Source organism: Lysinibacillus sp. G1-3 (genome assembly GCF_056322905.1).
Window position 1 is genome coordinate 137,056 of record NZ_JBWHYQ010000009.1, and the last position, 26,404, is coordinate 163,459.

At 35.7% G+C, this 26,404-nt stretch carries 34 protein-coding genes; 22 read left to right on the forward strand and 12 right to left on the reverse strand.

Annotated features, from left to right (window positions below):
* Positions 1 to 64 precede the first annotated feature (64 nt).
* The 8 genes from ACVYAD_RS11365 (at position 65) to ACVYAD_RS11400 (ending at position 5,664) form a co-directional block, all read left to right on the forward strand.
* Positions 65 to 448 (forward strand): SRPBCC family protein, encoded by a 384-nt coding sequence (locus tag ACVYAD_RS11365; RefSeq protein WP_476426516.1) that lies wholly within the window; start codon positions 65 to 67, stop codon positions 446 to 448.
* A gap of 91 nt (positions 449 to 539) precedes the next feature.
* Positions 540 to 1,073, forward strand: a complete 534-nt coding sequence (locus tag ACVYAD_RS11370) for a sigma-70 family RNA polymerase sigma factor (RefSeq protein ID WP_476426517.1) — start codon at positions 540 to 542, stop codon at positions 1,071 to 1,073.
* On the forward strand, positions 1,057 to 1,944 hold the full coding sequence (locus tag ACVYAD_RS11375) for a hypothetical protein (protein WP_476426518.1): 888 nt from the start codon (positions 1,057 to 1,059) through the stop codon (positions 1,942 to 1,944). Before ACVYAD_RS11370 ends, ACVYAD_RS11375 begins: the two co-directional genes overlap by 17 nt.
* A gap of 150 nt (positions 1,945 to 2,094) precedes the next feature.
* Positions 2,095 to 2,811 (forward strand): toast rack family protein, encoded by a 717-nt coding sequence (locus ACVYAD_RS11380; protein WP_476426519.1) that lies wholly within the window; start codon positions 2,095 to 2,097, stop codon positions 2,809 to 2,811.
* A gap of 93 nt (positions 2,812 to 2,904) precedes the next feature.
* Entirely contained in the window at positions 2,905 to 3,111 is a 207-nt protein-coding gene (locus tag ACVYAD_RS11385) for a hypothetical protein (protein WP_476426520.1), read from the forward strand.
* A 308-nt stretch (positions 3,112 to 3,419) separates the two neighbouring features.
* Complete coding sequence (locus ACVYAD_RS11390; protein ID WP_476426521.1) at positions 3,420 to 3,962, forward strand: sigma-70 family RNA polymerase sigma factor; 543 nt, start codon at positions 3,420 to 3,422, stop codon at positions 3,960 to 3,962.
* Complete coding sequence (locus ACVYAD_RS11395) at positions 3,946 to 5,052, forward strand: DUF4179 domain-containing protein (RefSeq protein WP_476426522.1); 1,107 nt, start codon at positions 3,946 to 3,948, stop codon at positions 5,050 to 5,052. Before ACVYAD_RS11390 ends, ACVYAD_RS11395 begins: the two co-directional genes overlap by 17 nt.
* 87 nt (positions 5,053 to 5,139) lie before the next feature.
* Positions 5,140 to 5,664, forward strand: coding sequence for a tubby C-terminal domain-like protein (locus ACVYAD_RS11400; protein ID WP_476426523.1), 525 nt, complete (start codon positions 5,140 to 5,142; stop codon positions 5,662 to 5,664).
* Between the two features lie 167 nt (positions 5,665 to 5,831).
* Here the strand turns inward: ACVYAD_RS11400 and ACVYAD_RS11405 are convergent, their stop codons facing one another.
* The 3 genes from ACVYAD_RS11405 to ACVYAD_RS11415 are packed head-to-tail and all read right to left on the reverse strand — an operon-like array spanning position 5,832 to position 9,584.
* Positions 5,832 to 8,342: an ABC transporter permease gene (locus tag ACVYAD_RS11405; RefSeq protein WP_476426524.1), complete on the reverse strand. Its 2,511-nt coding sequence runs from the start codon at positions 8,340 to 8,342 to the stop codon at positions 5,832 to 5,834.
* Positions 8,342 to 9,070 carry an ABC transporter ATP-binding protein gene (locus ACVYAD_RS11410; RefSeq protein WP_476426596.1) on the reverse strand — a complete coding sequence of 243 codons (729 nt, stop codon included), beginning with the start codon at positions 9,068 to 9,070 and terminating at the stop codon, positions 8,342 to 8,344. Before ACVYAD_RS11410 ends, ACVYAD_RS11405 begins: the two co-directional genes overlap by 1 nt.
* 52 nt (positions 9,071 to 9,122) lie before the next feature.
* Positions 9,123 to 9,584: a sigma-70 family RNA polymerase sigma factor gene (locus ACVYAD_RS11415; protein ID WP_476426525.1), complete on the reverse strand. Its 462-nt coding sequence runs from the start codon at positions 9,582 to 9,584 to the stop codon at positions 9,123 to 9,125.
* A 565-nt stretch (positions 9,585 to 10,149) separates the two neighbouring features.
* On the opposite strand from ACVYAD_RS11415, the gene ACVYAD_RS11420 reads away from it, so the two are divergent.
* The 12 genes from ACVYAD_RS11420 (at position 10,150) to ACVYAD_RS11475 (ending at position 19,871) form a co-directional block, all read left to right on the forward strand.
* Positions 10,150 to 10,587 carry a hypothetical protein gene (locus ACVYAD_RS11420; protein ID WP_476426526.1) on the forward strand — a complete coding sequence of 146 codons (438 nt, stop codon included), beginning with the start codon at positions 10,150 to 10,152 and terminating at the stop codon, positions 10,585 to 10,587.
* A 266-nt stretch (positions 10,588 to 10,853) separates the two neighbouring features.
* Positions 10,854 to 12,536 (forward strand): methyl-accepting chemotaxis protein, encoded by a 1,683-nt coding sequence (locus tag ACVYAD_RS11425; RefSeq protein WP_476426527.1) that lies wholly within the window; start codon positions 10,854 to 10,856, stop codon positions 12,534 to 12,536.
* A 291-nt stretch (positions 12,537 to 12,827) separates the two neighbouring features.
* Complete coding sequence (locus ACVYAD_RS11430) at positions 12,828 to 14,468, forward strand: right-handed parallel beta-helix repeat-containing protein (protein WP_476426528.1); 1,641 nt, start codon at positions 12,828 to 12,830, stop codon at positions 14,466 to 14,468.
* Positions 14,469 to 14,939: 471 nt separating this feature from the next.
* Entirely contained in the window at positions 14,940 to 15,131 is a 192-nt protein-coding gene (locus ACVYAD_RS11435) for a hypothetical protein (RefSeq protein WP_079560942.1), read from the forward strand.
* Positions 15,132 to 15,393: 262 nt separating this feature from the next.
* Positions 15,394 to 15,957 (forward strand): cysteine hydrolase family protein, encoded by a 564-nt coding sequence (locus ACVYAD_RS11440; protein WP_476426529.1) that lies wholly within the window; start codon positions 15,394 to 15,396, stop codon positions 15,955 to 15,957.
* Position 15,958: 1 nt separating this feature from the next.
* Entirely contained in the window at positions 15,959 to 16,555 is a 597-nt protein-coding gene (locus tag ACVYAD_RS11445; RefSeq protein WP_476426530.1) for a class I SAM-dependent methyltransferase, read from the forward strand.
* Positions 16,556 to 16,580: 25 nt separating this feature from the next.
* A complete protein-coding gene (locus ACVYAD_RS11450) occupies positions 16,581 to 17,156 on the forward strand; it encodes a DNA-3-methyladenine glycosylase I (protein WP_476426531.1) in 576 nt (191 codons plus the stop codon).
* Positions 17,146 to 17,829: a DUF1963 domain-containing protein gene (locus ACVYAD_RS11455; RefSeq protein WP_476426532.1), complete on the forward strand. Its 684-nt coding sequence runs from the start codon at positions 17,146 to 17,148 to the stop codon at positions 17,827 to 17,829. Before ACVYAD_RS11450 ends, ACVYAD_RS11455 begins: the two co-directional genes overlap by 11 nt.
* A 65-nt stretch (positions 17,830 to 17,894) precedes the next feature.
* Positions 17,895 to 18,095: a hypothetical protein gene (locus ACVYAD_RS11460; protein WP_349658347.1), complete on the forward strand. Its 201-nt coding sequence runs from the start codon at positions 17,895 to 17,897 to the stop codon at positions 18,093 to 18,095.
* A 212-nt stretch (positions 18,096 to 18,307) separates the two neighbouring features.
* Positions 18,308 to 18,610, forward strand: coding sequence for a hypothetical protein (locus ACVYAD_RS11465; protein ID WP_349658346.1), 303 nt, complete (start codon positions 18,308 to 18,310; stop codon positions 18,608 to 18,610).
* Between the two features lie 173 nt (positions 18,611 to 18,783).
* The gene (locus ACVYAD_RS11470; protein ID WP_476426533.1) at positions 18,784 to 19,191 is read left to right on the forward strand and encodes a hypothetical protein; all 408 of its coding nucleotides are present in this window, start codon (positions 18,784 to 18,786) and stop codon (positions 19,189 to 19,191) included.
* A gap of 59 nt (positions 19,192 to 19,250) precedes the next feature.
* Positions 19,251 to 19,871: an NAD(P)-dependent oxidoreductase gene (locus ACVYAD_RS11475; RefSeq protein WP_349658841.1), complete on the forward strand. Its 621-nt coding sequence runs from the start codon at positions 19,251 to 19,253 to the stop codon at positions 19,869 to 19,871.
* Between the two features lie 540 nt (positions 19,872 to 20,411).
* Here ACVYAD_RS11475 and ACVYAD_RS11480 read toward each other — a convergent pair.
* The 5 genes from ACVYAD_RS11480 to ACVYAD_RS11500 form a co-directional block, all read right to left on the reverse strand.
* Entirely contained in the window at positions 20,412 to 20,840 is a 429-nt protein-coding gene (locus ACVYAD_RS11480) for a hypothetical protein (protein WP_476426534.1), read from the reverse strand.
* A 397-nt stretch (positions 20,841 to 21,237) separates the two neighbouring features.
* The gene (locus ACVYAD_RS11485; RefSeq protein WP_476426535.1) at positions 21,238 to 21,501 is read right to left on the reverse strand and encodes a hypothetical protein; all 264 of its coding nucleotides are present in this window, start codon (positions 21,499 to 21,501) and stop codon (positions 21,238 to 21,240) included.
* Between the two features lie 120 nt (positions 21,502 to 21,621).
* On the reverse strand, positions 21,622 to 22,089 hold the full coding sequence (locus tag ACVYAD_RS11490) for a hypothetical protein (protein ID WP_476426536.1): 468 nt from the start codon (positions 22,087 to 22,089) through the stop codon (positions 21,622 to 21,624).
* A gap of 22 nt (positions 22,090 to 22,111) precedes the next feature.
* A complete protein-coding gene (locus ACVYAD_RS11495; protein ID WP_476426537.1) occupies positions 22,112 to 22,498 on the reverse strand; it encodes a hypothetical protein in 387 nt (128 codons plus the stop codon).
* Positions 22,499 to 22,563: 65 nt separating this feature from the next.
* Positions 22,564 to 22,755, reverse strand: a complete 192-nt coding sequence (locus ACVYAD_RS11500; protein WP_349658344.1) for a hypothetical protein — start codon at positions 22,753 to 22,755, stop codon at positions 22,564 to 22,566.
* A gap of 306 nt (positions 22,756 to 23,061) precedes the next feature.
* Here ACVYAD_RS11500 and ACVYAD_RS11505 point away from each other — a divergent pair, with 306 nt between their 5' ends.
* Together ACVYAD_RS11505 and ACVYAD_RS11510 are read left to right on the forward strand one after the other, a co-directional pair.
* Positions 23,062 to 23,424: a hypothetical protein gene (locus tag ACVYAD_RS11505; RefSeq protein WP_476426538.1), complete on the forward strand. Its 363-nt coding sequence runs from the start codon at positions 23,062 to 23,064 to the stop codon at positions 23,422 to 23,424.
* Entirely contained in the window at positions 23,411 to 24,049 is a 639-nt protein-coding gene (locus ACVYAD_RS11510) for an O-methyltransferase (RefSeq protein ID WP_349658342.1), read from the forward strand. Before ACVYAD_RS11505 ends, ACVYAD_RS11510 begins: the two co-directional genes overlap by 14 nt.
* Before the next feature lie 69 nt (positions 24,050 to 24,118).
* Here the strand turns inward: ACVYAD_RS11510 and ACVYAD_RS11515 are convergent, their stop codons facing one another.
* The 4 genes from ACVYAD_RS11515 to ACVYAD_RS11530 all read right to left on the reverse strand — a co-directional run bounded on the left by ACVYAD_RS11515 (position 24,119) and on the right by ACVYAD_RS11530 (position 26,335).
* Positions 24,119 to 24,340, reverse strand: coding sequence for a hypothetical protein (locus ACVYAD_RS11515; protein ID WP_349658341.1), 222 nt, complete (start codon positions 24,338 to 24,340; stop codon positions 24,119 to 24,121).
* Positions 24,341 to 24,558: 218 nt separating this feature from the next.
* Positions 24,559 to 24,987 carry a GNAT family N-acetyltransferase gene (locus ACVYAD_RS11520; RefSeq protein WP_476426539.1) on the reverse strand — a complete coding sequence of 143 codons (429 nt, stop codon included), beginning with the start codon at positions 24,985 to 24,987 and terminating at the stop codon, positions 24,559 to 24,561.
* A 468-nt stretch (positions 24,988 to 25,455) separates the two neighbouring features.
* Positions 25,456 to 25,788, reverse strand: coding sequence for a chaperone CsaA (csaA, locus tag ACVYAD_RS11525; RefSeq protein ID WP_476426540.1), 333 nt, complete (start codon positions 25,786 to 25,788; stop codon positions 25,456 to 25,458).
* A gap of 16 nt (positions 25,789 to 25,804) precedes the next feature.
* Positions 25,805 to 26,335 carry a hypothetical protein gene (locus ACVYAD_RS11530; protein WP_476426541.1) on the reverse strand — a complete coding sequence of 177 codons (531 nt, stop codon included), beginning with the start codon at positions 26,333 to 26,335 and terminating at the stop codon, positions 25,805 to 25,807.
* Between the last annotated feature and the right edge of the window lie 69 nt (positions 26,336 to 26,404).

Consider the following 26,404-nt stretch of genomic DNA (forward strand, 5'->3'; position numbering starts at 1 on the left):
ATTGATTCCAATAATAGGATAAAATGAAGGGAAAAGGAATAAGTTCAACAAACGGAGGAATGCAATGATGGATAATGAAAAAAGTTCGATTTGGATTGACGCAAGTATTGCTACAGTATGGCGGGCTGTTACAGAGGAGGCGCAATTGTCACAATGGTACGCTCCGAATTCAACTTGGGAAATCCCTAAATTAGAGCCTGGAGAAGAGATTGTTTTCACGTTACTGCCGAATGAACAGAATCAGCTTGCAGAGAAATTGCCAATGGTGTTAACGATCAAACATGTAACGCCAAATCGAGAATTTTCATTTTACTTAGGTATAGAAGAATCACTGATCTCTATTTTATTAGAGGAAAAACAAAATAGCACCAAGGTCACCTTTAATACGAGCGGTTACGAGGATTCTCTTGCTAACTTAAAAGCTTTAGTGGAGAGTGATATCCTTTAACATATAAGTTTCATGAAGAAATTGATTTTTTCATGAAACTTTTTTATTGTTCAGCAGTCTAACAGTAAATGCTTTTATGGGGGCGAGCAACATGTTAAAAGAACAGAAGGACGCTCACTTATCTAGAGCTATGACAATGTACGGAGATTATTTACTGCGAGTATGCTATACATATGTTCAAGATTGGACAGTGGCTGAGGATTTGGTTCAAGACACATTTGTTAACTATTATGAGAAGATGGAGCAATTCCGTGAAGAAGCTTCCGTCAAAACCTACTTATATCGCATTGCCATTAACAAGTGTCATAGTTATCTTTCAAGCTGGCGCTATAAAAAAATACAAGTCATTGATTACTGGAGCAAATTAAAGAGCCTATCCGATAATCCTGAAGAGGAAATATTGATGGGAGAGACGGATGCACTTCTAGTAGCATCGATTGAAAAACTTCCGACGAAATACAAAGATGTACTACTTCTATTTCACTTTGCAGAGTTTTCTTTAAAGGACGTTGCAGAACTGCTAAAGCTACCAGTAAATACGGTGAAAACACGATTAAGGCGAGCGCGTCAAATGGTTGGCTTCACGCTATTCGAGGAGGGTTTCGAATATGGATCAGATTCGTAATGCCATCAACAAAATGTATAAGGAAGGTAAATTCTCTGACGCAAGCCAAGTAAAAACGTTTCAAAAAATTAATCAAAAAACGAATAAGCGAACACCATTCATCCCGATTATCCTAACAGTAGTCGTAACAGCGTGTCTGATCATTGGCTTAAAAATGATGCTCTTCCAACATGATAGCCAACCAATGACGACGGTGATTACAGATTCAAATCTTTATCCAGAAAAGTCTGGAAGGGTGAAAGACTATAGCTCATTAGCACGACCGTGGATGGTAGTAGGATTAGTAAGTGCTGTCTTCTTATTTATTTTCGCAATATTTGCTTTCATGAAAAATTGGTTTTGGCGTGTATTACTATGTATCATCATTATTATTGCTATTTTAGGGAATATGTCTGAACGAATCGGTTATCGTGTTTACGTACAGAATGAAGCAGAAATTCAGAATACTATTAAATGGATACCATTTAGCTCTGATGGTGTGAAAATGAATGATACAATAACCATTCGTCAATATAGAATGGGTTATTTTTCAAAGGATCGCCTTCAAGGAATATCGATTTTCAAACATGATGGAAAAGGCTATGCACTGGATCACTATATCCAGAGTGAAGCGGATACAATAAGTCCTATTTATTTTAAAGACATACACCATCTTGTTATTCCATTACTGAACAATCATAACGTTGAAAAATTAATAATAGACACTGGAGACGAGCGTATTGAGAAAGCAGTCGATTCGAATGGTGCGCAATTAGTATCAGTCCCTCTTAAATCAGAACTAGCGGTGATACATGCATTGGATTATGAAGGAAATACGTATATTCTTTATAATGCTTCACAAATATTTACCTATCCTTATTCAAAATACTAGTGCACTTTTTTTGAAAGGTGACATATCCATTATATAAATACTCACTACGTCTTAGGTCTTAGAGTAATTTAAAGCGGAGGGTCGTTTTTATATATGACAGTTCCTATATAATGAATTTATTGGAATATTATATAGTAGGAGGAAATTACATTGAAAAAATTTATGGGACTTGGTTTGGTTATAAGCGCCTCATTAATTGCTTTATCGGGGTGTAACTCAGTCATACCAGGAAAAACCAAAGATGAAACGATCCTAGTGGAAAAGGATAAAGCGGAGAAGTTAGATGTTGATTTACAATTTGGTATTGGAGAAATAACAGTTAAAAAGGGTGCCGACGATTGGGTTGAAGGTACTGCTCAATACAATATCGATAAACTAGCACCGAAAGTAAAATATGATTTACGCGGCCAGACAGGAAAAGTAACGATTGAACATAAAAATTCTACTAACATGCGTTTAGGGAAAATAAAAAATATATGGGATATCGAACTGAATGATGATATTCCTATGAATCTTTCAATCGAAACAGGAGCATCGGATGCAGAGCTAGATTTACAAGGGTTGCAGCTGGAAAAACTAAATATTGAAACAGGCGTTGGCGATCTCGATGTGAATTTAGGAGGCGATTGGAAAAAAAGCTTCGAAGCGAATATTGAAACAGGTGTTGGGGACACTACTGTCATATTACCATCAAAAGTTGGGGTAAAGCTTACGACGGAAAAAGGTCTCGGTACATCCAATATAGAAGGTTTCATTTCCAAAGGCGAAGGGGTTTATGTAAACGAAGCGTATGATAAAGCAGATGTAAAAATAGAGGTCAACTCGGAAATCGGAGTTGGCGACATTACATTTAAATTGGATAAATAAAAAAAATTTTAGTAGGCTACTTTATATGAAGTAGTCTATTTTTTTTCGTAGATACATAGGTGACGGATAGAAAGATTAAAGAGCGAGATGGAAGTGTCAAGGTCGTGGATAGAAGAGGCAAGGTCGTGGATAGAAGAGGCAAGGTCGTGGATAGAAGAGGCAAGGTCGTGGATAGAACAGTCAAAGTCGTGGATAGAGCGATCAAAATCGTGGATAGAAGAGGCAAAGTCGTGGATAGAACAGTCAAGCTCGTGGATAGAGCGATCAAAATCGTGGATAGACAGTCAAAGTCGTGGATAGAGCAATCAAAATCGTGGATAGAACAGTCAAAGTCGTGGATAGAGCGATCAAAAACGTGGATAGAACCGTCAAGGTCGTGGATAGAGCAATCAAAAACGTGGATAGAACAGTCAAAGTCGTGGATAGAGCGATCAAAATCGTGGATAGAACAGTCAAAATCATGGATAGAGCGAATAAAATGCAACGATAGAAGAACCGAAGTGACGGCGCTCGCCCGGAGTCACTTATTTTATTTTTAAAAAGAATTTTATCAAAGTGAAACCTTTTCATAGAGTTATTGACTCTAAGTATTGAAAGGAGGGAACAGCGTGGAACATGACTTATCAATCGTCAAACAGGCTATTGCAGGGAATAAGGAGGCTTTTCAGCAGCTACTTATTCTAGAGGAAGAAAAATTATTTTATACTGCGCTTTCTTACGTTGGCCAAAAAGAGGATGCTATGGATGCGATTCAAGAAGCAGCGTGTAAAGCCTTTCTAACCGTTCATCAGCTAAAGCATCCGGAATTTTTTTCTACATGGCTGTTTCGAATTTTAATACATGAGTGCTATCGGTTACTAAAAAAAGGGAATAAAATTTTCCCCTATGAAGAAAGTGAATTATTAAATCGTTTACAGGATCAAGAAAATGTTATTGCGAATCCAATCGATTTATCGGAATCCATACAGCAATTGAATCATTCTCAGCAAATGGCCATCATTTTATTTTATTATCACGATTTACCGATTAAAGAGATAGCAGAAGTAATGGAAAAGCCTGTTAGCACTATTAAAACGTATTTGCATCGTGGAAAAAAACAATTAAAGCGTGAATTAGAAAGGAGTGCAACGTTGAATGAAAAAGCTATTTAATGAAAACGGACCCCTTCCGGAATTCCCAAGAGATGAGGTACGAGCAGCAATTAGCAAAGGAATCCAACAAGCAGAGGAGCAAACAAATATGAGTCAAGCCCCTATTCAAATGAAAAGAAAAAGTAAACGTAAACCGTTATTATATGTAGCAAGTGCGGCAGCAGCATTTTGTATTATGGTAGGTTCAGCCGCTTATGTATCACCAACATTCGCAAGTACATTATCGCAGCTACCAATCGTCGGTTCAGTATTCAGTAACTCTGGCTTCCTTGGGCTAAAACAAGCAAGTGAACAAGGATTAACAAGCACGATTGGAGAAAAACAAACAATTAACGGTATTTCCGTAACGATTGATGAAGTCCTTTATGACGCGTCAAATATTACGGTAGGACTTACAATTGATTCTGAAAAGGAATTAAGTGATTATTACTTTGGGGCAGGACCAGACTTTACGATTAATGGTACAAACCCTGAAGTGAGTTCTGGTGGCTATGGTGAAAAAGTTATAAGTCCAACGGTCCGTACAGGCATCGCAACATTAGAAGTGAAGGAGGACATGCCGGATTCCTTTGAAATGGGCTTAACATTAGAAGGTAAAGAAGGGGAAAAGTTGGAATTTTTAGTTCCTGTTAAAAAGATTACGAATACTATTTATGTTCCTGTCAATCATCAGCAACAAGCAGAGGGCATTCACCTAGATGTGTCCAAAATTTCATTCAGCCCATCAGGTATAGCACTTGACTTTAAAGCTACTGAAAAGGGCACAATTGATAATGCTCAAGTAGGTGCATCGTTTATAGAATTCCGTATTACCGATCAGAATGGCAAGGAGATTACATCGCATTCAGGTGGGGGAGAAGGTCATTTCGATAAAGGAGTATGGAACTTTAGTAGCACCAAGTCCTTTGACCCGATTTCAGAGGATGTTCAAAAATTAATAATTACACCGTATTTAATGCTTCCTTCTGGTGGAGGCGGTGTACAATTTGATAAGAATGGCGCAGAAACAAAGATACCATTCGATCCGTCATCACTAAAAGAAGTAAAGTTCCAACCATTTACCGTAGAAGTACCAAAGCAAACTAAATAAACAGTCAAGCGCCAAATGCAACCTTTGTATTTGGCGTTTATTTTATGTTAGGTTATAGGGAGCAAGTGTAATGAAGGAGCGAATATATTGAAGATTTTTACATACAAACAACCAGCGGCAATTGAATCGACAGAGTTAGTAGCAATCGTTAATGAAGCGGGGGAAGTATTGTCTACTGTTCAACGTGTTTATTCAAACGGATTGAAAAAGGCGTTTGACCGCACGATGGACTATCGTTATTTTGTACGTTTTGATGTGAGCGATGTCGCTGGTCAGGCTCTTTTTACATGTAAGAAGATGTCGCGACGTGGGCGAGTGCATTTTCGAGGGAAGGATTTCGTTACAGGCAAAGACTATATGATTGCCTATGATGGCTGGCAAATTATGATTCCTGATTTAATCATCACGGATGGCGCCCAACAAATAAAACTGAACAAGGAAATGGAGGACTGGTCAGTATTTTCTCTTGATGATCAACCGATTGCTCGTTGGCAGGCAGTTTTTTGTGAGACGCATTTTGAGATTACGCTGCAAATTGAAGATAACAGCCCTATACAGCATGAAGCCTTTTTTATTGCAATCGGACAGGCCGTATTGTTTGTAGGAGCGTAATTGTTGGCAGATGTCGATAAATTTGAAAAAGTGTCCGATAAACTGAAATAGTTGGGTGATAAAATGAGAAAGTTGGGCGATAAATCTAAAAAGTTAGGCGATAAAACTAAATTATAATGCGATAAATGAAAGCAGACCCTCTACTATTTTAGAGGGTCTGTTGTCATTCAAATATCAATCATTTCATTCGCTAATTTCTTACGACTAATCCAGTATCCTTGCAGTGTAAAGACAATGAGTGTCGCGGCTAAAAAGACGATACTCGTCATACTTAATATGAAGAAGTCATAGTACGTCGGAGCTCCTTCGTCAATAAAGCTCAACATTCTCGTTAACGCTAATCCAAGAATTGTTCCAACTACTAGCCCGTATAATACAAATGATAACACCTGCGTTAAAATCAGCTTGATTAATCCGCTAGGGGAAAGACCAATTAGTCGTTGAATCGCATAATCGCCACGTTTTGAATAAATGGAGTGAAGCAATGTTTGCAATACACCAAGGCAAGTAGCGATAATCAAAATAACGAAGACGCCAACAAAAAGGCTCCAACGCTGGAAGATCATTTCATCGTTTTGCTCGATAAATGTCTCTTTATCTGTAATTTTTAAAGCTGGCCAGCGTTCCTGTAAGAAAGTAAGGTCTGCTAATGCCTGCTCTGTATTATCTGCTTCCACCATGATGTCTGTAATTATAGTTGAATCTGATACTATAAAAGAGGACCAATCGACAAACAAATCTATATATTCTTTATAAGAATCAAGGGCTATATCAACGACCAGTAATTCACCAATTGGCACTTCATGCTGTAGTGTTTCATCAAATGTCCCCGCCATTATATGATCACCAACAGCTAATTGATGTTTTTTGGCAAGTCGTTCTGTAATGATCACCCCATTTTTTAAATCTCCTTTAAAAGCATCAAGCTTTTCTAATTGGACGTATTTTTCAACGTCAATGGCCTCGAAATTACTACCTTCCCAGCCATTGTCACCTTCAAGCACTATATAAGGTGCGTTACTTCGTTCATAGGCATAGGACACGCTCGGCAATGCCTCAATTTCTTTAATCAAAGCTGGTGTAATAGTTGGATCTTCTAATTCATTATCAATTTTTATAGATGTTTCATATTGAGAGTTTATATATCTATATGAGTTTTGCTGATTCGTTTTAAATAAAGAGCTACCGAATATTAAAATGACCATTAATCCAACAATACTAAGCACAATGGGCATATTTTTTCGCACCTGTGGCATGAGCTGCTGACACGCTAAGTATGCTTCTTTGCCAAGTACAGCACGAATGGGCTTCAAGGAAATTTTGAATAGTTCTGTAAAGAGATATGGCATGATATAGAGTAAAATCCCACAGACGAGTAATGTGCCGATTAAAATCATGAGTGCCCCTTTGCCACTACTTGTCCCGACTTGATAAGCATTCGCAAATAAGAATAGGGATATGAATGCAACGATCCCCATAACAATCGTTTTCCATTTTGTCCAGCGTAAATTTAAATTTTCATTTTCTATGGCGATTTGTAAAGGTAATAGACTAGCGCTTTTATGAACTTGCCATTGTGTGATTAGTTGCAGTAATAAAAAACTTGCAATAGCAACCACGATAACAAAGATCATCGGTAAGTCAGTTTTTGCGTCTGGCATTTTCATCAACGTAATTAGCTTTGGTAGCCAACTTTTTATTACTAATAAACTGACCGATGTCCCTAGCAATACGCCAAAGCCAATGATGATAGATAATTGCAATTGTACTATGCGTCTTATTTGCTTAGTGGATGCGCCAAGTGCACGTAATACCATAAGCTGTTCTTTAATTTTGTAAAATAATAGCTGGAAGGTTGACAGTAGTAAGACACTAGAAATAAGTAAGATAAAGAATGACAATACAATTATAAAAATTATTAATGCTTGTAAATTTCTTTTAATTTCATCGTAGTCGTTCATGATATCGACACGTAATGTGTCATCAAGCTGTTTCAAATCCGCACCAACTGAAGTAGCAACATTGTCGTTTTCCGTTTTAATGAGTGCAAACATCCCTGCAGTTTCGGCATCACTATTATCCATCCACGTTTTCAACACATCATTTTGGATCAGGATTATATTAGGACTATCTGTGCCCTTTAGAGGTGGAAGGATTTCTTGGATTGTAAAGGTACCTGTTTTTGCTTCAGCGGAGTTTCCGACTGTTTTATTGAACGTAACGTTTAATGTATCTCCGACATCCTTGTGGAAGAGACGGGCCATATTTTCAGTAATTACAACATCTTTCGGCTCAAGATTAACATTAAAATGATAGCGGCTTTTCACTAAGTCATCGTTTTCAACACCAACAGTATAAAATGATGTGTTTTTTTCATTTTCAACATTTGTATGAGCTAAGGACACACTAGAAACTTTTGTAATTCCAGGCATTGATTCGAAATTTTTGATTTGCTGTGAAGTTAACAGCCTATGTTGATCAGGATTATAACCGACCAGCAAATCCATTTCGCCATATAATGCTTGTATTTCTTCCTTCATTTGACTATTGGCATTCAATATGTAAACACTCATTGTCATGACAAGGCAAATAGAAATGGTAATAATACTTATACTCGTTAATACATTTGCCCACGCTGCACGGAATAGCTTTAGAGCAATGGTACGCATCGTAAACATTACACATCACCTCTAGTAATCAGCTTGAACTTTGATAAAATGCAATCTAAATCCTCTACTGTTTGCTTATTTTGATAGGAATCCACAATGGCGCCATCATGGAAGAAAAATACACGGTTTGCATAAGTAGCAACATAAGGGTCATGTGTCACGAGTAAAATGGTTTGATTCATATTGTTTTGCAAGTTTACTAACAGCTCTAAAATTTCATCTGTCGTATTCACATCTAATGCACCAGTCGGTTCATCGGCCAGTAAAATTGGCGGGTTTGCTATAATGGCGCGTGCTATAGCTACTCGTTGTTTTTGACCACCAGAAAGCTCATTAGGTCGATGCTTCGCCCATGCGGCAATATTGAGTTTTTCCATCATTTGCTGTACACGCACTTTAATCTCTTTACTTGGCACATCATTAAGGATAAGGGGGAGCGCAATATTATCTTCAACTGATAAATCCTTCAACAGGTGGAATGATTGAAAGATAAAGCCGATATTCTCTTTACGGAATTTCGATGCTTTTGGCTCTTTATAAATATCATGCGCTTCCTGTCCAAATAAGAATAATGCACCTTCAGTCGGTTCATCGATGGCACTAATCATATTTAGTAGTGTACTTTTACCAGAACCGCTTGTCCCCATAATGGCCACCATTTCACCTTGATAAATCGTACAATGGATATTTTTCAATGCATTGACTGTATGATGCTTTTGTTGAAAGATTTTTGACATCCCTTCAATACGTAACACTTCTGTTAAACGTCCTTCAGGGATTGGAATCGCATTAATAACTCCTTTCAACGGATTGAACCCATTCATCTATATATGCCCCCTTTAATTGTTGTCGTAAAGCTTGTAAGCCTCTGCGAATATGAGTTTTCACTGTGCCCTCAGGACATTGTAAAATCACAGCAATAACCTTTACCGAGTAGTCTTGATAAAAACGTAATAGTAAAACCGTTTTATATTTTTCCTCTAGCTTGCAGAGTGCATGCCATAAATCTAGTTCTTCTTCGATATATGTAGGTGATGTACTATTGAGATCCTCTAATGTATGTGGTTCGACAAGCTGTACAGAGTTTTTCTTGGCAAGATAAGTTTTACTGCAATTAATAATAATGCGCGTTAGCCAGGTTGAAAAATAGTGAGGATCCTTTAATTGAGGTAGGCCCTCATACGCACGGATAATGGTCTGTTGAAAAACTTCTACGGCGTCATTTTCATTTTGGACATAAACATAAGCCATTCGATATAGCTTATGTTGCTCTTGTTCAATAAGCTGATAGAAAGCTTGCTCATCTCCGTTTTGTGCTAACTGTACTAATGATTGTTGCTTTGTAGTAATGAAAATCGCCTCCTTCCGACTATTAGACTTGGCAAACCATCATTTCGATTCAAGTTTTTTTATTTTATTGGAAATTTAGTAGGTTATCACCATAACGTAGGGTTGATTTCCGTTCCTCTAATGCTAATCTCCAAGTGTTGAACGAATATCAACTTATATACATAGCATAAGTTTTAACCAATTAGTACCTAAATTTTGATGTTGTTCTAATTTTTAGATAATGTCCAATTTATGGTTATTAGTTTATTGCTATAATACCATTTATAGGTGGAAGTGATGGACGTTTAAAAAGAAAAACTAACTAGAAGCATTTTAGAATTAAGGTGCAAAATGAAAAAAATTGCTGTACATAAGATACGTATTTTCGATCTACTCTGTTTAGCAACAAGAAATTAGATACTTATAGAAGGAATTTACCTACCTTTACTAGAAGGTCTTATATAAACAATCATAAAGGGGTGATTCGTTGCGATTAACGAAAGGGATTTCAGGTTTTGATGCAGAGCATCTAATCGAACAGGATATGCGTACTTTCCAGTCGATGGTTTATCATTTAGTGACAAGCGAACAAGGAGCAAAAGCATTGCAATTTATCGATCAGCCTCATTTTGTTTATATGCAAGCGGTGATTCAACTGGAGGATGAGCGTTTGACAATTCTCCATCATAGGCTGATGCCTTATATTGCATTTGCTAAGTTTGATGAAGAACTAAGCTTTCAATTTTTAACAAAAACTCACTTACACAAATATTTTCCGATGCGTAAATGCCTTACAACTGATACATTAAACACATTGTTGACGCAAGATAAGGATTTGCACAGTTTATCTGAGGTGGAGTGGACCTATATTTCACACTTTGACAGTAAAACTATAGGGGATGTTATTTTTAACTATTGGGATTAATTTTTAAATAGAAGGAACAGCTTGTTTTTTAATGCTGTTCCTTTTTATGTGTGTTAAAAGTACTAATTTTGGTGTTAAAGTAGTCCATCTGCTTTATTTTCGGATACTATAATCTGCTATAAATTACATAAAAATTAACTAGTTATTTCATTTAATATATAAAAAATTCCTGATTCATCCAACTTCGTCTTTAAAGTGGTAGATTACTAATGGTATTCAAATTATGATAAAGCACAATTTGCATTGTAAAATAAGGAGAATTTGAAATGAATTTTAAGTCTATTAGTAAAAGAATCGTTTTTTCTTTCAGCATTGTTATAGCAATCGTCATTTTATACATTGTTTACAATAACTTTGCAATACAACAAAGCAATAACGCAACGGAAAAAATCGTTGATGAAGAATTGCAATTACTAATTGCAGATTATGAGCAAGCTCAAACGATATCACTAAGAATTGCTGCAGCTAGAGGGTATGTACTTTCTGGCGAAGAAAAGTATAAGAAGATTTTTGAAGATACTGTAAAGCATGCTGTTGAGAACGAACAGAAGCGTTTAGAAATTACAGAGTCAGGAGATTTCGGCAAAATTGCGGAAATGGCGAAGGAATGGAATAGCTATGTAGAAAAAGAGGTATTTGATGTTTATGATCGAGGTCAGAAGGAACTAGCGACGAAAAATTTAGCTTCTATGAGTGATAAGGCGACGGAAATACGTGAAGGCTATGAAGGATTAGCTGAGCATCGTAAGCAATCGATTAATGCGGCTGGCGCAGACATTATCAGTGCAGGAGAGACTAAGCAGCTGACGGGTAGTATCGTAGGAATTGTCATTGTGATCGTTACTATTGTGATTGCATTGTTAAGTGCTCGACTGATTTCAAGACCAATCATCGCTTTGACAAATCGTATGCAACGAATTACTGAAGGTGACTTAAGTGAACCTGCACTTGCTGTGAAATCCCAAGATGAGATAGGGCAGCTTACAGAAGCGACTAATAAGATGTCCGATATTTTGAATCGATTATTAAAGCAAATTCAAACAGTATCTAATGACGTAGCTGCGCATAGTGAAGAGCTTATGCAATCATCGACAGAAGTGAAAACGGGTACGGAACAAATTGTCGATACAGTTACTGAAATTGCAAGTGGTACAGAAGTGCAGGCGAGCAATGCTTCAGATGTAGCGACAACAATGACAGAATTCACCTTAAAGGTGACAGACGTCAACAATAGTAGTACAGATGTTCAGCAATATTCCCAACATGTTATGGCTTTAACGAAAGAGGGCCAAAGTTTAATGGATGCATCAACTGCGCAAATGACATCCATTCATCATATTGTGAAGGATTCTGTTTATAAAGTGGATGAACTTAGTAAACAAACCCAGGAAATTTCAAAAATCGTAGCTGTCATACAGGATATTGCTTCACAAACGAATTTACTTGCTCTTAATGCAGCAATCGAAGCGGCTCGCGCAGGGGAGCATGGTAAAGGGTTTGCGGTCGTTGCAGACGAAGTTCGTAAACTCGCCGAACAAGTATCTGTCTCCGTGGACGATATAACGGGGATCGTTCAAAAAATTCAACAAGATTCTAACACGGTAACTTCCTCACTGGAAACTGGCTATCATGAGGTCGAAAAAGGTACGGCTCAAATCGCATCTACAAATGAAACATTCAACCAGATTGCAGAGGCCGTTTACGCCATGTCAACGAATATTGATGGCGTGATGACAAAGCTAGAAGAGGTAGTACAAAATACCGTTACGATTAATAAATCAGTGGACGAAATTGCCGCCGTATCAGAACAATCCGCTGCAGGCATCCAAGAAACTTCAGCAACAATCGAACAAGCAGCAAGTTCCATGGACGAAATCAAAAATAGCTCAGCGAATTTAGCGGGCATGGCAGAAAATTTAAATGACCTTGTTAGGAAATTTAAATTGTAATTACATGTATTGTGTTTTGTAGCAATTGAATTATGTAAATCGGTTAAACCAGCAATCGACGAGAAAATCGTGTGATTGCTGGTTTTATTTTATTATGTGGTTTAGAAAGTAGGTTGAAATCAACAGAGTAAATACCTTTATCAAATATAGTTTTGTCGCTCTAAATAAAAGCTGGTTGTAAATTATTTATCCAAAACTTGAATAACAGGAAGTTCAATGAGGCTATAAATAAAATAAAACCGACAATTAATTTCATGTTTTCATGAATAAGCTTCGATAAGGAGTGTGGAGATGGCGACACTTGTTGTAAAGAGAGGTATTATGTACAAATACCAAAGCATTGGGCAGGCGATTCAAGAGGCAAAGCCAGGAGATTTTATTGAAATCCGGGAAGGAATGTATGAAGAAAGCTTTGAAATTTCCCAAAGGCTTACATTGTATGGAGTAGGAAACGTAATCATTAAAGGTGGCGTGTTTATACGCTATCAAACACTTGTGAATATGCGAAATTTGCGTTTTACGCAAGGGCAAGGTATTTATGTAAAGGGAGATTTACAGCTAGAAAACTGTGTTATTGAGCAGCAAATGGTGCAAACACAAGTAACTGTAAGCTTCGGAAGTTTAATGATGAAAAATGTTGATATTTTAGCGAGTCCTATCAATCATGTTGGCTTACGTATTGATAATGGTTCGAGTGTTATTCTTGTAGATACGACTATCCAGCATCATAAGAAGGCTCAAATGATGGTGCAAAATAGTGAAATCACTTTGACGAATTGCATGCTGTTGGAAGGGCGAGCGAATGGCATTTATGCAATACGAAATGTGAAAATGGAGATGGTGGATTGTGAAATTCATGGGCATCAAAAGGCACAAATTGTTGCAGCCTCCAGTTCAATTTCAATGATGAATACACTTATTCACCAAGGGCAAAGTATAGGGATTCAAGTTTTCGAGAACACGAAGCTATCGATGGATGGCTGTGAAATCAAGCAACATCAAGACACGCACTTAGTTGTTCATCAAAGTGAGATGTTCGTGACGGATTCTATCTTTTCTGATGGAGTGGGAAATGGCCTTTTTCTTGGCGAGAAATCGAAGGCGATAGTGTACGATTGTAAGTTTCATCGTAATGTGAAATCACAGTTGTTAATTGAAAATAGTAAAGGTGAGTTTCGTACATGTAGAATAGAAAAAGGAGAGGCGACGGGAGTAACGGCTGTTAATGAAGCGGATGTATCGATGACAGAATGTAATATCCAAGAACACCCGCAATTTCAAATGATTGTTGACGCCAGCGGGCTAATGCTCAATCAGTGCATGATTCAAATTGGGCAGGCAGGTGGTATTTATGGCAATGATCACGCTAAGATTACGCTCCAGAATACCATAATTCGAGAGCTCGAAAGTCACCATATTTATATTAATAACGCTCGGCTCTTTACTGATAATTGTACTTTCGATCATATTCGTGCGAATGCGATTACTTGTATTGATGCTATTTTTGAAATAGCAAATAGTAAATTTAAAAACTGTTATGAAGGGCCGTATGCAATCGTTTGGTCTGATCAGTCAATGGGCCGTTTTAAGCATTGTGCGATTGATGAAGCGGATCGTCCATTTTTAGCGGTGTCCAATCAATCTTTACTTGAGATGGTGTATACAGATCTAGTTTCTGTAAAAATCCCCTCTATTGTACAGGGGAAAAGTCAATTATTTATCGAAGGGTTTACAAAAAAGGCATTGTGGAAGAGTGATTCATCGTCGAGAATAATTTATTTGCAAGACAATAATAAAACAAAGCACTGTGTAATAAATCAAGCAGAAGCAGCCGACATGCAAATACTGGACGAAAGGTTACGAATACAAGTTGAAAATTTACAAAAACTTAACATTATAGCCTCAACGAATAATGTTAATAAAACAGTATAGGTACCGAATAAATAAGTAGGATAAGTAGTTTCAATTATTTTGAAATTACTTTTTTTATGGGGTAAAAGTACTGTAATAACGGTGTAAATAAATATGATGGATATGTAAAAAGACACTTCTTCATTGTTCATAGCCATTTATATTTGTATGTAAACGGTTTCTTTATAATGATATTTACACAGTAGCGTCGAATTCTAAAATTCGACAAAAGCACTTGTTATTTTTATAATAGAGTTAGTGAATAACAAGTATCGATTTAGGCACTGTATTAAAATTATTATTAAATAACAATGTTTTTTTTGCAGAGGTTAAAATTTTATTACATTTAAGTAGATTTTGGATTGTTTAATTTGTATATGTTATCCTGTAATCAAAGAAAAAAGTTCATGAAATGCTTTACTAGTTCGTTGTTTTAGTAATATGAAAAATGATTGTAAAATAATAATTGGATGAAGTAGAGGTGAAAAAGGAATGTTTGGGCTGACAAAAGAAGAAATTATGTTAATGCTTGAGAAGGCAGGATTAGAGGAGATACAAAAAAATGCAATTGCGGACATCCTGCATCTTAACAATTTGCGAATCGAGCAACAACTTGCATTTATTATCCATCTAGTAATGGACGAGCGCGAAAGAAGTATTGCGAACAATACATATTTAAATTAGAAAATATTGTAGGATAAGTAGCTATCTTTTTGACATATTCCATATGGTTTGTAATTGATGACAACCAGTGTGAAAAATAATAAACCTTTATTACGATTATATTATCCTACTTATAGATGAATAAAATCACAAGTGCTATTTCCTAAAGGCACTTGTGATTTTTTTTGAACATAAACATCCCTTGTAAATGGTAAAATTTGAAACTTTTTTATTTTTCAGAACGTAAAGAGATAAGATAGAAAAAAAGGGGAGGGGGAGTAGTTTGAAGCAAGCGCTAATGATACTTGATATTCAAAATGATTACTTTAGTGATCAAGCGAGAATGCCTGTAGCAAAGCATCAAATTGAGCCAACTTTAAATAGCATAAATGACCTTATAAAAAGCGCTGTAAAATCAAATGTTCCAATCATCTATATGAGGAATGAGTTTGAGCGAACGCAGATCCTTTCGAATTTTTTACGAAAATTCACAGCTTTAAAAGGAAGTAAGGGTGCTGAATTGGATGAACGATTATTAAGAATGGATGGTGTGTTTTTTTCAAAAAATAAACCGGATGCATTTAATAATCCCAACTTAGTAACGTATTTAAAAAATAATGACATAAACGAGTTAATAGTAACAGGTGCATTTATAGAAGGTTGTGTCACAGCAACTGTGAAAGGGGCTCTAGCTAGAAGTTTTGCTGTAACAGTTGTGAGAGATGCAGTTGCAGGTGCTACAGATCAAAGTAAGGAAACCGCCTTAACAAAGCTAGCTACACAAGACCTCTCAATCTATATTTCTCAGCAGGTTTTTAAAAGCGACAATGACAAGGGGGAATTTTAAAATGACACTTTTACAACGATTAATCGAACAAGCTAAACAACCACGAGGATTCGTAGGCTCATTGATGTTGCGAATTATGAATAAGGCACATAGCGGTATGAATACTTGGCTCATGAAACAGGAAGCTGTAAATGATGGTGATATTGTGTTAGATATTGGATGTGGAGGTGGAAAAACGCTTCAATCCTTATCGGAAATGAATCCAAGTGGTAAAATCTATGGTATAGACTTTTCTGCGCAGGCGGTTAAAGATTCTACGAAAACCAATCTAATGGATGTGACAAATGGAAAAGTGATCGTAACGCAAGCAAGTGTTTCAAGCATTCCGTACAAGGATAAGTTTTTCGATACGATTACAGCATTCCAAACGCATTATTTTTGGCCAGATTTAGCAAATGATGTGAAGGAAGTATTTAGAGTGTTGAAGGACGATGGGAAGTTTATCATCATTTCGGAGCTCTATAAAATTAATTATCATATGAAAGCTTATAAAACTAAGCCTGAAATCAAGCAGTTATTTGAAAGTGTTGGGTTTCAAACTGTTACGATACGAGAAAACACGCAAAAAGGTTGGCTTTGTATTACAGGAATTAAATGAATCATAGTAAATGGAGGATATATCAATGAAAAGATGTGAATGGGTCAAGCAAGATGAGCCTTTATATGTTGAATACCATGATAAAGAATGGGGTATCCCAGTCCATGATGATCAGCATTTATTTGAAATGCTTTGTTTAGAAGGAGCACAGGCTGGTCTTAGCTGGTGGACGATTTTACAAAAGAGAGAGGGCTACCGGGCAGCTTTCGACCAATTTGATGCTTCGAAAATTATTCTCTATACGGAGGACAAGCTACAGGAGCTTAGACAGGATTCTCGCATTGTAAGAAATAAGCTTAAAATTGCTAGTGTTGTAACGAATGCTCAAGCCTTTCTACGTATACAGGAGCAGTATGGATCCTTCTCTCAATATATTTGGGGCTTTGTAGACCATCAGCCGATCATCAATGAATGGTCGTCCATTGCAGACGTACCTGTTACAACAGAAATTAGTGAACGTATGAGCAAGCAATTAAAAAAAGACGGCTTTAAATTTGTTGGTAGTACGATTTGCTATTCATTTATGCAGGCAACAGGAATGGTAAATGACCATGTCGTCGATTGTATTTGTCGCGGTAAAGAGGTAGCTGATGAAAGTTGATGATATTAAGGCTCAATTAGTAAGGCAAGCAACGATTTTTGAAACGGGTGGTATTAGACCTACATATAACCTGCTAGAAAGCTGGATAGGCTTTGTAGGATGGTCATTACCTGCAGAGGAGTGTCCACAAGGGTTTCAGCCACTTGCTTCATTATTCTTAAAGGAGCTTCCTTTTGTACCCACATCGCTTCAACATATTGAGCTGCTAACGTTATTTATGAATGAAGAAATATTTGATCACCTCATAGATGATGATCTTAGCCGTTTTTTTGAAATAAGAGCATATACTTCTTTAGAAGGTTTAGTCCAGCAAAATTGGCAGCATGACCGAATTCGAGCTTTCCCACTTATTCCGAAATGGATTGACAATGATTATCCGACATGGGATGGGGGAGGGATTCCGTCTGATGTGGAAGATGAAATTTTGAGGCTAGAGCTCGAGGAGGATGTTGAGTACTTCGATGATATCGTTGAAGAAATATACGCCGTGCATAAAATTGGTGGCTATCCAGCTTTTTGCCAAAGTGGTCGTGATTATGGTGAGGAATTTCCGTTTGTACTCCAAATTGCCTCAGACGGGAAGGCATATTTTAATATCGTCGATAATGGGAATTTCTATTTCTTTTTTAATCGTGAGCTAAACGAGTGGCGTGTAGATTGCGATTTTTATTAGCGATAAAATCATTTTTACATTCAAACAGCAATGTTACAATGATGGCATGATGAGGAGGAATGAAGATGAGGAGACATACTTCGGAAGCTAGAAAAGTAAAGAAGGTGAGAAAAATGGAAAACAAAACAGTCATTAAGAGTGGTATTAGTTTTGGCTCGGTATTGGCGATTACTATTTCTTGGAGTGTCAATCATTCGATCATCTGGGCGATCATACATGGTTGTTTAAGCTGGTTATATGTCATTTATTACGCAATATTTAGATAGAATCCAATTAAAGAAGCGCAAATACGGAACCTGACACTGTGCAATTGTTTAGCGGTACATTGCATCGTATACATACAATAACGAATGTGTACTTCGTTCATAACTTTTGAGCATTTAGCATAAATAACTAAGTGCTCTTTTTTTGATGAAAAGCTCATATTCAGAAAGATTACTAACATCTTTCCATGTATCGTAGTAGAAAGGTTGATAGGATGACACATCAAGTAACCGGCAAAAACAATTTTGATTTTAATGCTTCAGGCGTTGATGAAATATTACAAAATGTAGCGTATATATTATCTACTTTCGTAATTTCTTGCCCTTTGTACAGAGATTTTGGTTTTAGACTAGACACTCTTCCACCTTTCCAGCTTGCCAAAAGACGAAATACTGCACGTCTTTTAGAAAGCATTCAACGTTTCGTGCCACAAGTTATAGTTATAGATGTAGATTATCTTGGTGATGCATATGTAGGAAAATTAGAACCTGTTGTGAAAGTTATCGTTAATAAATAAATTTTTAGGTGATTTTTGTCCTTTACAACAAATTTGCCAGGTGAATTAAATGGTAGCCTGGCAACTTGATAAAAATCATTTCGATCATTGCTGTACATTACGGGAAAATGGGATAAATTCATGATTTAAAAAGAGAAGCGTATTCTATTAAAAAGATGGAATGGAGAGAATATATGAGAGGGTTCATTAAAAGCCTTTTTATTTTATTTTCCGTGATCGTAATAGCTGCTGCCTTGATTAAGTATAATCAACCTTCAAATGAAAGATCCGTTCAAAAAAATCCCGATACAAATTATAATGAAGAAATTGGAGAAAAATTACAAAATACGAATTTTACAAAAAAAATTATAGTAGCGTTACGAGCAGCAGGCTATTATCCAGATAGTACGATCGGCTACTTAATTGAATCTCCAAACAATCAAGTAATCACTATACCATTACATAATTTAGATAAATTAGAAAAAAGTACAGAAAGCGAAATCCAAAATATCGTCAATAGTATCGCGGAAACAAATGATCTTCAACTGTTTATCGTTAATGTCAGACTTATTGATGCATTCACAACAAGTAAGAATGGTTAAAGACCTCTAACAAGTTAACGAAAATTTGTGTGCTATAATCAAGAAAAGAGGTGATTATTCTGAGAATTTTAGTTTTAGGCGCCACTGGACGCGTTGGAAGCCACATAGTTTCACTAGCTTTACGAGATGAACATAGCGTTACAGCGTTAGTTCGTACCCAAAATAAGCTAAACCTAAATGATGAAAATTTACAGATTGTACAAGGAAATGTATTAAAAAAACAAGATATAGAAAATGTCATGGTGAATGTTGATATTGTGATCAGTGCATTAAACACGGACGGCACCAATACATTAACCAAGAGTATGCCGCTAATTCTTGAAGCAATGGAAAAACAGCATGTGAAGAGAATTATATCGATTGGAACGGCGGGAATTCTACAAAGTCGTCTGACACCAAATGTATTGCGTTACCAATCGAGTGAGTCCAAAAGAAAAACAACCTTTGCGGCAGAAGAGCATCATAAAGTCTATCAGTTATTGAAGAAATCGGACTCTGATTGGACAATCGTCTGTCCTACATACTTACCTGACGGTGAATACACGGGTACCTATCGCATTGAACAAGACTTTTTACCGGATGGTGGGGGAGAAATATCTGTAGCAGATACGGCAGAGTTTGCCTATCAACAAATTCAGAGTAAGGAATATGTGAAATCGCGAGTAGGTATTGCATATTAGATTTCTAAATAAGAATAAGAATCGGACAAAACGAGGCAGAAAAAAGACTGCGGGTAGTGGAAGCTTGGCAAATCTTGTTCAATTAAAGGGAGCGTTAATCAAAGAATGATTAACGCTTTTTTTGTTGAAGTGACTTTAAAAAAAGTTTTAAGTTTCGGTAAGTCAAAATAAACTTAATATAACTCTCATTTGTTGAGGTTATATTAAGTGTTCTATATTACACTTAATAATATAAACGCTATAATACCCCCAATTAGTAATCCTAAAATAGCTGGGATAATTATTTTTGTTTTAATAATAAAATCACCCCTTTATTGTCTCTCTACGTCAAAGCCCTTTAAATAAAGTTTGATTTAAAAAATACTACAATTAGAATGATGATAATGAGAATTATCCACCAACTAGCTCCAGAAGCAGAAAGTAAATAAATAAATCCTATTAAACATGAAAGAAGAAATATAGATAATAAAATATTAATAAGATACTTATATTTCATTTGTTTCATTTCTCCTTTCAGTTATATATCATATCGAGATAATATTAGGCACCACAAGCTACAACACATAAAGCTAAACATGATAGAAATGCTGGTGGATTACCAACTAGTCCAACACAAACTGTAGAACACGTAATACATAGAATACGAGGAGTAATCTCTTCTAGTAAAGAATAATTCATATTTACTTCACCGTCATTAACATCAATAACATTAGTTAATCCTAGAGAATTATAGAGCACAATTTGATACGCATCTTGAGATTTACTTAGCATTATAGCTACGTTTACTTGAGACTCTTGATTTTCAGGGAAAATCTTTTTTACTTGAATACTTTTCTCCTCTAAAAAGTAACCTTGTTCCTCGGCAGATTCAATAACAGCTTGTACCCTTTTAGCATTAAGCGCTTCTTCAATATAACTCTCTCTATCAGAACCATTGACATCTTTAGATTGTATTTCATCCTTTTCCAACGTACATTTATTGTCATTCTCACAGTTTAAAAAATCTAGTTATATGAGAACCATATCATTTGCTATAAAAAAATGAAAATCAGATTTTTCTGTTAATTGAACAAATATTGATAAACATAAAGCTTGACATTCTTGAAAGAGGGGTAAAAATAAATTTTGAGCTTTTAAATGTGAAGAGGAACTAAATGTATCCTCGTGTAATATTTTATGTAATTTACAATTTAAAGCTATATCTCGTAAAATAAAGTTCTATACTATGTGAAGATATGATTCAAACAGTAAAGGCCTCCTGACTTCTTTTTCTTTTCGCCCACTGACTAAAAAAATTCAGGTCACCATCAACAATAGAAAGGTGACCTAAAAGAATGGAAAGGTTAGATTTGCATTAGATGGTGAATCATACATTTTTATTTGCCATTTGGGTTAAATGTTGATAAATAATATCTCGATAGTTTGTGTTTCGCAATAATGTAATAACATCTAATTCGGCTAGCTCTTGAAGACAGTTTTGTATTAATTCGTATGAGATAAAATAGGCTAAGCGATTAAAACCAAATCGTTTACCTCCATTAATAGAGAACCATTCAAGAAACACTGATCTTGCATTTAGCGAGGTTAAATCGCTTAAAAACTCTTTCATAATAGTTTGTTTATTATTCATTGCAAATGTTAGCCACTCTAAGTCTTCTTGAAATGCAAAGTATTCATCTTTCCTCGCACTTACTACTTTTGTAGAAAAATACGTTGCAATACCTTCCTGTAAAAGCCAAGTGTATGGGCTCTACCAGTCAATCATCTCCCAATTAATACCTCTTTCTTCGGATAATAAATGGTGTAAAGCGTGCCCAAACTCATGAGCAATAATAATTTGTAAATGGTGGTCTTGAGGGGAAAGCTTCTCTAAGCAAAATGCAATTTCTGGTATGATTTGTCGGTAAGTAAAAGCGTTACTGCCAAATAAACCTACAATTAGATGTACATCCTTTGTAAATGTGATACCATACATCTGTTCATAGTCACTTACAATATCAATAATAAGCTTGGGCATTTTATCTTTCATTTCAATTAATGCTGACATCTTTTCCTGGTGCTTTGGAATAGACGTTTTCAATTTTTTATCTACATTTTGGCAATGATATAGAAAGTATTCTTCAAAATGGCTTGCATGCTTTTCATAATATTTCTTTAAATAATTAATAGTAGGCAGATAGTTTTCGGTGAAATCGGTTACAATATCGTGAATGAACATGATGCATCTCCTTTTCAGTAAATCAGCCCTCAGATAGAACTAAATACCGTTTTACAACATCATCATATTTCACGATTAAAATATCATCACGCTCTTTTGTTGAATAAATCTTTGCGCCAATCGGTAAATGGTTAGCTGTACCATTTTTAAATTCCTCAGCTTTAGTGGCATTAAATTTTATGTCACCAATATATTTATCTTCATGGAGATCAAGTTCATCTAGCCATTCTATGTTGGTCTTTAAAATATTACCTTCCCATTGAAAAATGTCTGCGTGGTTGTTCAATCTTAATGCTTCTGCTGCATCAGGTTTTTCAGAAGTAAAAGTATCTCCTGTGCCTGTTTCATTACATCCAACTAAAAATAAACTAAACAATACTACAAATAATAAACAATATTTCTTCTTCAATATATCACCCACTTAATTCAGTCAGAGGAAACCACAACATTATGCGAAATTACTCATACAATCAATTATTTGATGTGACATGCAAAGGTGTAATTTAATGAAAGAAGATCTCTTTCTACAATGGGTTCTCCACCTGCTTTTAGACACCTTTCACTTGCCAAATTAATTTCCTGTTGATTAAAAAATGATTGCACCCCAGTTAAAAACACTACGCCAAAAACAAGTAATAGACCAATTTTTAAAAATGGCCTTTTCATTTTATCGCTCCTTCTTTTGAACATGAAGTTCTCTACTTCAATACCAATGAATCCTTTACTCCTAGAAGTCACACAACTATTAATTACCGTTTTATGGTGATGGCTATTATTTACAGGTTAATGGAAGAACAGAGGGAAGTACATATAACATAATTCCTTAAACGTTTAATGTTTCTGTTGTTAAAGTATGAAATTAGGAAACGGGAAATGAATAGAGAAGGTTAATTGACAAATTGTATACATTTGTATACACTGTAAATGCAATCGATATTGTATACAAATGTATACAACGAGAGGAGAATGAAAATGAGAAGTGAAAAAATGAAGGAATTTAGAGAAGAAGGACATCATCGAGGGGGACGTCATAGAGGAAGAGATGGTTCTCATCAACGCGGACCTAAAACTTTCCGTCGAGGAAGAGCAATCGCTTTTTTAGAGATGATGAATTTAAAGCGTGCAACGATTAAGCAACAATTAGAGCAACCAGAGTTCCAATCGATTCAGCCAATATTAGTAGGTGAATTAAAAGCTATTGATATGGTCATCAATGAATTCATTCAATTATTTGAAATACATGAAAGTGAAACGCTGGATACACCCGACAATCAACAGGATGAAAAATCTATAAACCATGATGGAGAAGGGGATAACTTAAATGAAAATAATTAATACTTACATTGATTCTGTGTTTCATACGCAAGACTCTATTTTAGAGGAGGTTATTACGTCCATTCAAGAAAACGGGATGCCCGCCATTTCTGTTTCTGCTTCTTCTGGAAAACTTTTAACAATGCTTGTCTCGATGACTGGTGCTAAAAACATTCTTGAAGTAGGGGCTCTTGGGGGTTATAGTGGCATTTGTCTAGCTAGAGGGTTCGGAAGTGATGGGAAATTAACTTCGCTAGAATTAGAGGAAAAATACGCGCAGCTAGCTTACAGTAATTTAACGAAAGCAGGTTTTGCTGAACAAGTAAGCTATATGACGGGACCTGCATTGCAAAGCCTCGAAAAGCTGGAGCAGGGCAATGAGCGATTCGATTTTTTCTTCATCGATGCTGATAAGGATAATTATGAAAACTATTTAAATTACTGTGTGAAGTTAGCAAAACCTGATGCGATGATCGTTACGGATAATGTCCTTGCTAATGGGAGTGTGGCAGACTCAAATGCCCAACCAAAACGTTATACGGAATTAATGAAGAAATTCAATATTGCAGTAGCAAACCACCCTCAATTAGAGTCGATTATTATTCCAATTGGTGATGGTATGACACTTTCAAAAGTGAAGAAGTAAGTACTATTTTGTTTCGAAGGCGCTGACGTACAACATGTTAGTGCTTTTTTGTTTTACAATTTTGCTAGTCTACAAGTATAAGTAATTAAGTATCCATCCGGCAATCCCAGCAATAATTCCAACAATAATTAAAATAAGCCCATGCTTTTTCTCATAATAATCACTTCTTAAAACAATGCCCATACAAATGGCCATAATACCAAAAAACAATTGAAAAAAGACAAGTGCAAAGGAAGCGTTTAACCAACCAATTAGTAGTAGTAGGGATTTATAGTTCTTTTCAGAGTTCATACACATTCCTCTTTTCATGTTATGTATATATATCATTTTATTGGAATGTTTTATTGAAAATACATGATTCAAATTGGATATTAACAGAAGTGTAAAAAAAGGGGAGCCACGAATAAGATAGGGTTTCATTAAAAAAGACTGCAATCAAACATATGCTTGGTTGCAGCCTAATGTCAAATTAAATTATTTTGATAAAAGTAGAGGGGGGCCTCTCTTATTTATTTCAATCTTAAATGTACTATTGGATAAGGGCGACCTGAACTATCTGTTGGATCTTCGCTGACAATTGTGAAACCATTGTTCAAATAAAACATCTTTGCGTTTTCATTGTCTTTATTAACATCAACAGACCTTACATTAAAATCTCTAATAAGTTGTTGTATTATTTGTTTTCCATAACCTTTTCCAATTTCAGCAGGTTCTAAAAATAGCATTTCTAAATGCTGATGATTCGTACCTGAAAAACCTATCAATTCATTTTCCACGAACCAAAGTCTCACATCAAGATGTGGGAAATACATGGGGATTTCCTTTTTAATGTCTTCCTTATCTTTTAAACTTAAAAAATCATGGGTTTTGGAAACGGATCTATTCCAAAGATTTATAATAGTTTCATAGTCATTAGTTGTTGCTTGTCTGTTTTTCACAATGTTCTCTCCTTTTTCTCTTCATGTATCACGCTCCTTTTCATTTTTTATTTGAAGATTTTAACGATATAGCACCAATCTATATAAAATTTCATTTTTTAATTTCCTTTCAAATTAGGAATTTGTTCTTACAATTTTAAGTAACGAAAATTGTAACATATGGCAATGGATGAAACAAAAAGGGCCACCACACAATAGTAGTGACCCTTAGTATCAAGTCAGGAGGTGTAAGGCTAAATTAGCTTTACACTACTATTTATATGATGGTGAAGCAATTAAAGTTAGTTTTGTGCCTTCAAACTAGATTTATTTTTAAACTTATTACAGCAGGTGTCCAAACACCCGTTAAAATAGAGGAACACAGTCAAAGTGTGGCAATACCGAAATCGTATCGGCCTAGCACAAAGACGATTCCGGATGCAATTGTGTGATTTATTGATAGGATACCACTATCACAAAATCCTCGACTTAACTAATTTTAGTTCCGTTTGGTACAGGTTGGTCAGGCGCTAATAAAATCACATCTCCTTCTATCGGAACGCCACCAATCACTAAAACTTCTGATTTAAAGCCTGCTACACGACGGGGAGGGAAATTAACGATTGCTACTACTTGCTTATGAATAATTCCTTCAGGTGTATAGTGTTTAGTAATTTGAGCAGAAGATTGCTTGTGTCCGATTTCTTCCCCAAAATCTATTTTCATTTTAATGGCAGGAACCTTTGCTTTCGGAAGTACCTCAGCCTGGATCACAGTACCAATTCTAATATCAAGATTCATGAAGTCTTCTATAGTGGCCATAAAATAACTCCTTTATTTAATTTTCAATTTGTATAAATTCTTGTAAATTCTTTTCGATGAAATTATTTATTTTTTCTATAGTAGTTGGATAAATATTTTCGAACATTACATAAATCGATTCAAATGATGCATGGAGCTCTTTGTTATGATTTAATTCATCGCGAGTGATTGAAAAATTCTCTAACGTACTAGGGTGATTATGTCGTTTTAGTTCTTGCTCTATTTTCTCAAGGAGTAAAAGAAAGGATTCATCATTAAAATAATTTAAACATGCTTTGATAGCTGCCCAACTTTTAGGTTGAGCCATAAAATAAGCACTCCACCAATAAAATTCGATAAGAGATTCACTAATATGGGTATAATAAACATTAAACATAAATAATGCTTTTTGGCCTTCCGAAAGTTCCTCATAAAAACGTTCTTTCACACAGATATTCGTTTCTTCGGACATTCTTACCTTATATATTTTAATTAGTGGTTCAAAGCACCTTTGATGTAGACTGGGGCCATTAAAATCAAAATCTTCTTCTCTTACCTTTATTATCAAAATAATCACACTCCTTCCCAATAATATAACATTATGGCTTGGAATGTGCAGCGTTATTTGCTTACATTT

Coding starts and splice junctions, on each gene's coding strand:
- ACVYAD_RS11500 (WP_349658344.1), bottom strand. CDS start 22,755: ATGAAAAGGCCATTTTTAAAAATTGGTCTATTACTTGTTTTTGGCGTA.
- ACVYAD_RS11510 (WP_349658342.1), top strand. CDS start 23,411: ATGAAAATAATTAATACTTACATTGATTCTGTGTTTCATACGCAAGAC.
- ACVYAD_RS11460 (WP_349658347.1), top strand. CDS start 17,895: ATGAGGAGACATACTTCGGAAGCTAGAAAAGTAAAGAAGGTGAGAAAA.
- ACVYAD_RS11415 (WP_476426525.1), bottom strand. CDS start 9,584: ATGGCTTATGTTTATGTCCAAAATGAAAATGACGCCGTAGAAGTTTTT.
- ACVYAD_RS11370 (WP_476426517.1), top strand. CDS start 540: ATGTTAAAAGAACAGAAGGACGCTCACTTATCTAGAGCTATGACAATG.
- ACVYAD_RS11455 (WP_476426532.1), top strand. CDS start 17,146: ATGAAAGTTGATGATATTAAGGCTCAATTAGTAAGGCAAGCAACGATT.
- ACVYAD_RS11490 (WP_476426536.1), bottom strand. CDS start 22,089: ATGTTCATTCACGATATTGTAACCGATTTCACCGAAAACTATCTGCCT.
- ACVYAD_RS11505 (WP_476426538.1), top strand. CDS start 23,062: ATGAGAAGTGAAAAAATGAAGGAATTTAGAGAAGAAGGACATCATCGA.
- ACVYAD_RS11485 (WP_476426535.1), bottom strand. CDS start 21,501: ATGAATAATAAACAAACTATTATGAAAGAGTTTTTAAGCGATTTAACC.
- ACVYAD_RS11405 (WP_476426524.1), bottom strand. CDS start 8,342: ATGTTTACGATGCGTACCATTGCTCTAAAGCTATTCCGTGCAGCGTGG.
- ACVYAD_RS11435 (WP_079560942.1), top strand. CDS start 14,940: ATGTTTGGGCTGACAAAAGAAGAAATTATGTTAATGCTTGAGAAGGCA.
- ACVYAD_RS11395 (WP_476426522.1), top strand. CDS start 3,946: ATGAAAAAGCTATTTAATGAAAACGGACCCCTTCCGGAATTCCCAAGA.
- ACVYAD_RS11365 (WP_476426516.1), top strand. CDS start 65: ATGATGGATAATGAAAAAAGTTCGATTTGGATTGACGCAAGTATTGCT.
- ACVYAD_RS11450 (WP_476426531.1), top strand. CDS start 16,581: ATGAAAAGATGTGAATGGGTCAAGCAAGATGAGCCTTTATATGTTGAA.
- ACVYAD_RS11445 (WP_476426530.1), top strand. CDS start 15,959: ATGACACTTTTACAACGATTAATCGAACAAGCTAAACAACCACGAGGA.
- ACVYAD_RS11425 (WP_476426527.1), top strand. CDS start 10,854: ATGAATTTTAAGTCTATTAGTAAAAGAATCGTTTTTTCTTTCAGCATT.
- ACVYAD_RS11470 (WP_476426533.1), top strand. CDS start 18,784: ATGAGAGGGTTCATTAAAAGCCTTTTTATTTTATTTTCCGTGATCGTA.
- ACVYAD_RS11515 (WP_349658341.1), bottom strand. CDS start 24,340: ATGAACTCTGAAAAGAACTATAAATCCCTACTACTACTAATTGGTTGG.
- csaA (WP_476426540.1), bottom strand. CDS start 25,788: ATGGCCACTATAGAAGACTTCATGAATCTTGATATTAGAATTGGTACT.
- ACVYAD_RS11375 (WP_476426518.1), top strand. CDS start 1,057: ATGGATCAGATTCGTAATGCCATCAACAAAATGTATAAGGAAGGTAAA.
- ACVYAD_RS11465 (WP_349658346.1), top strand. CDS start 18,308: ATGACACATCAAGTAACCGGCAAAAACAATTTTGATTTTAATGCTTCA.
- ACVYAD_RS11430 (WP_476426528.1), top strand. CDS start 12,828: ATGGCGACACTTGTTGTAAAGAGAGGTATTATGTACAAATACCAAAGC.
- ACVYAD_RS11410 (WP_476426596.1), bottom strand. CDS start 9,070: ATGTCAAAAATCTTTCAACAAAAGCATCATACAGTCAATGCATTGAAA.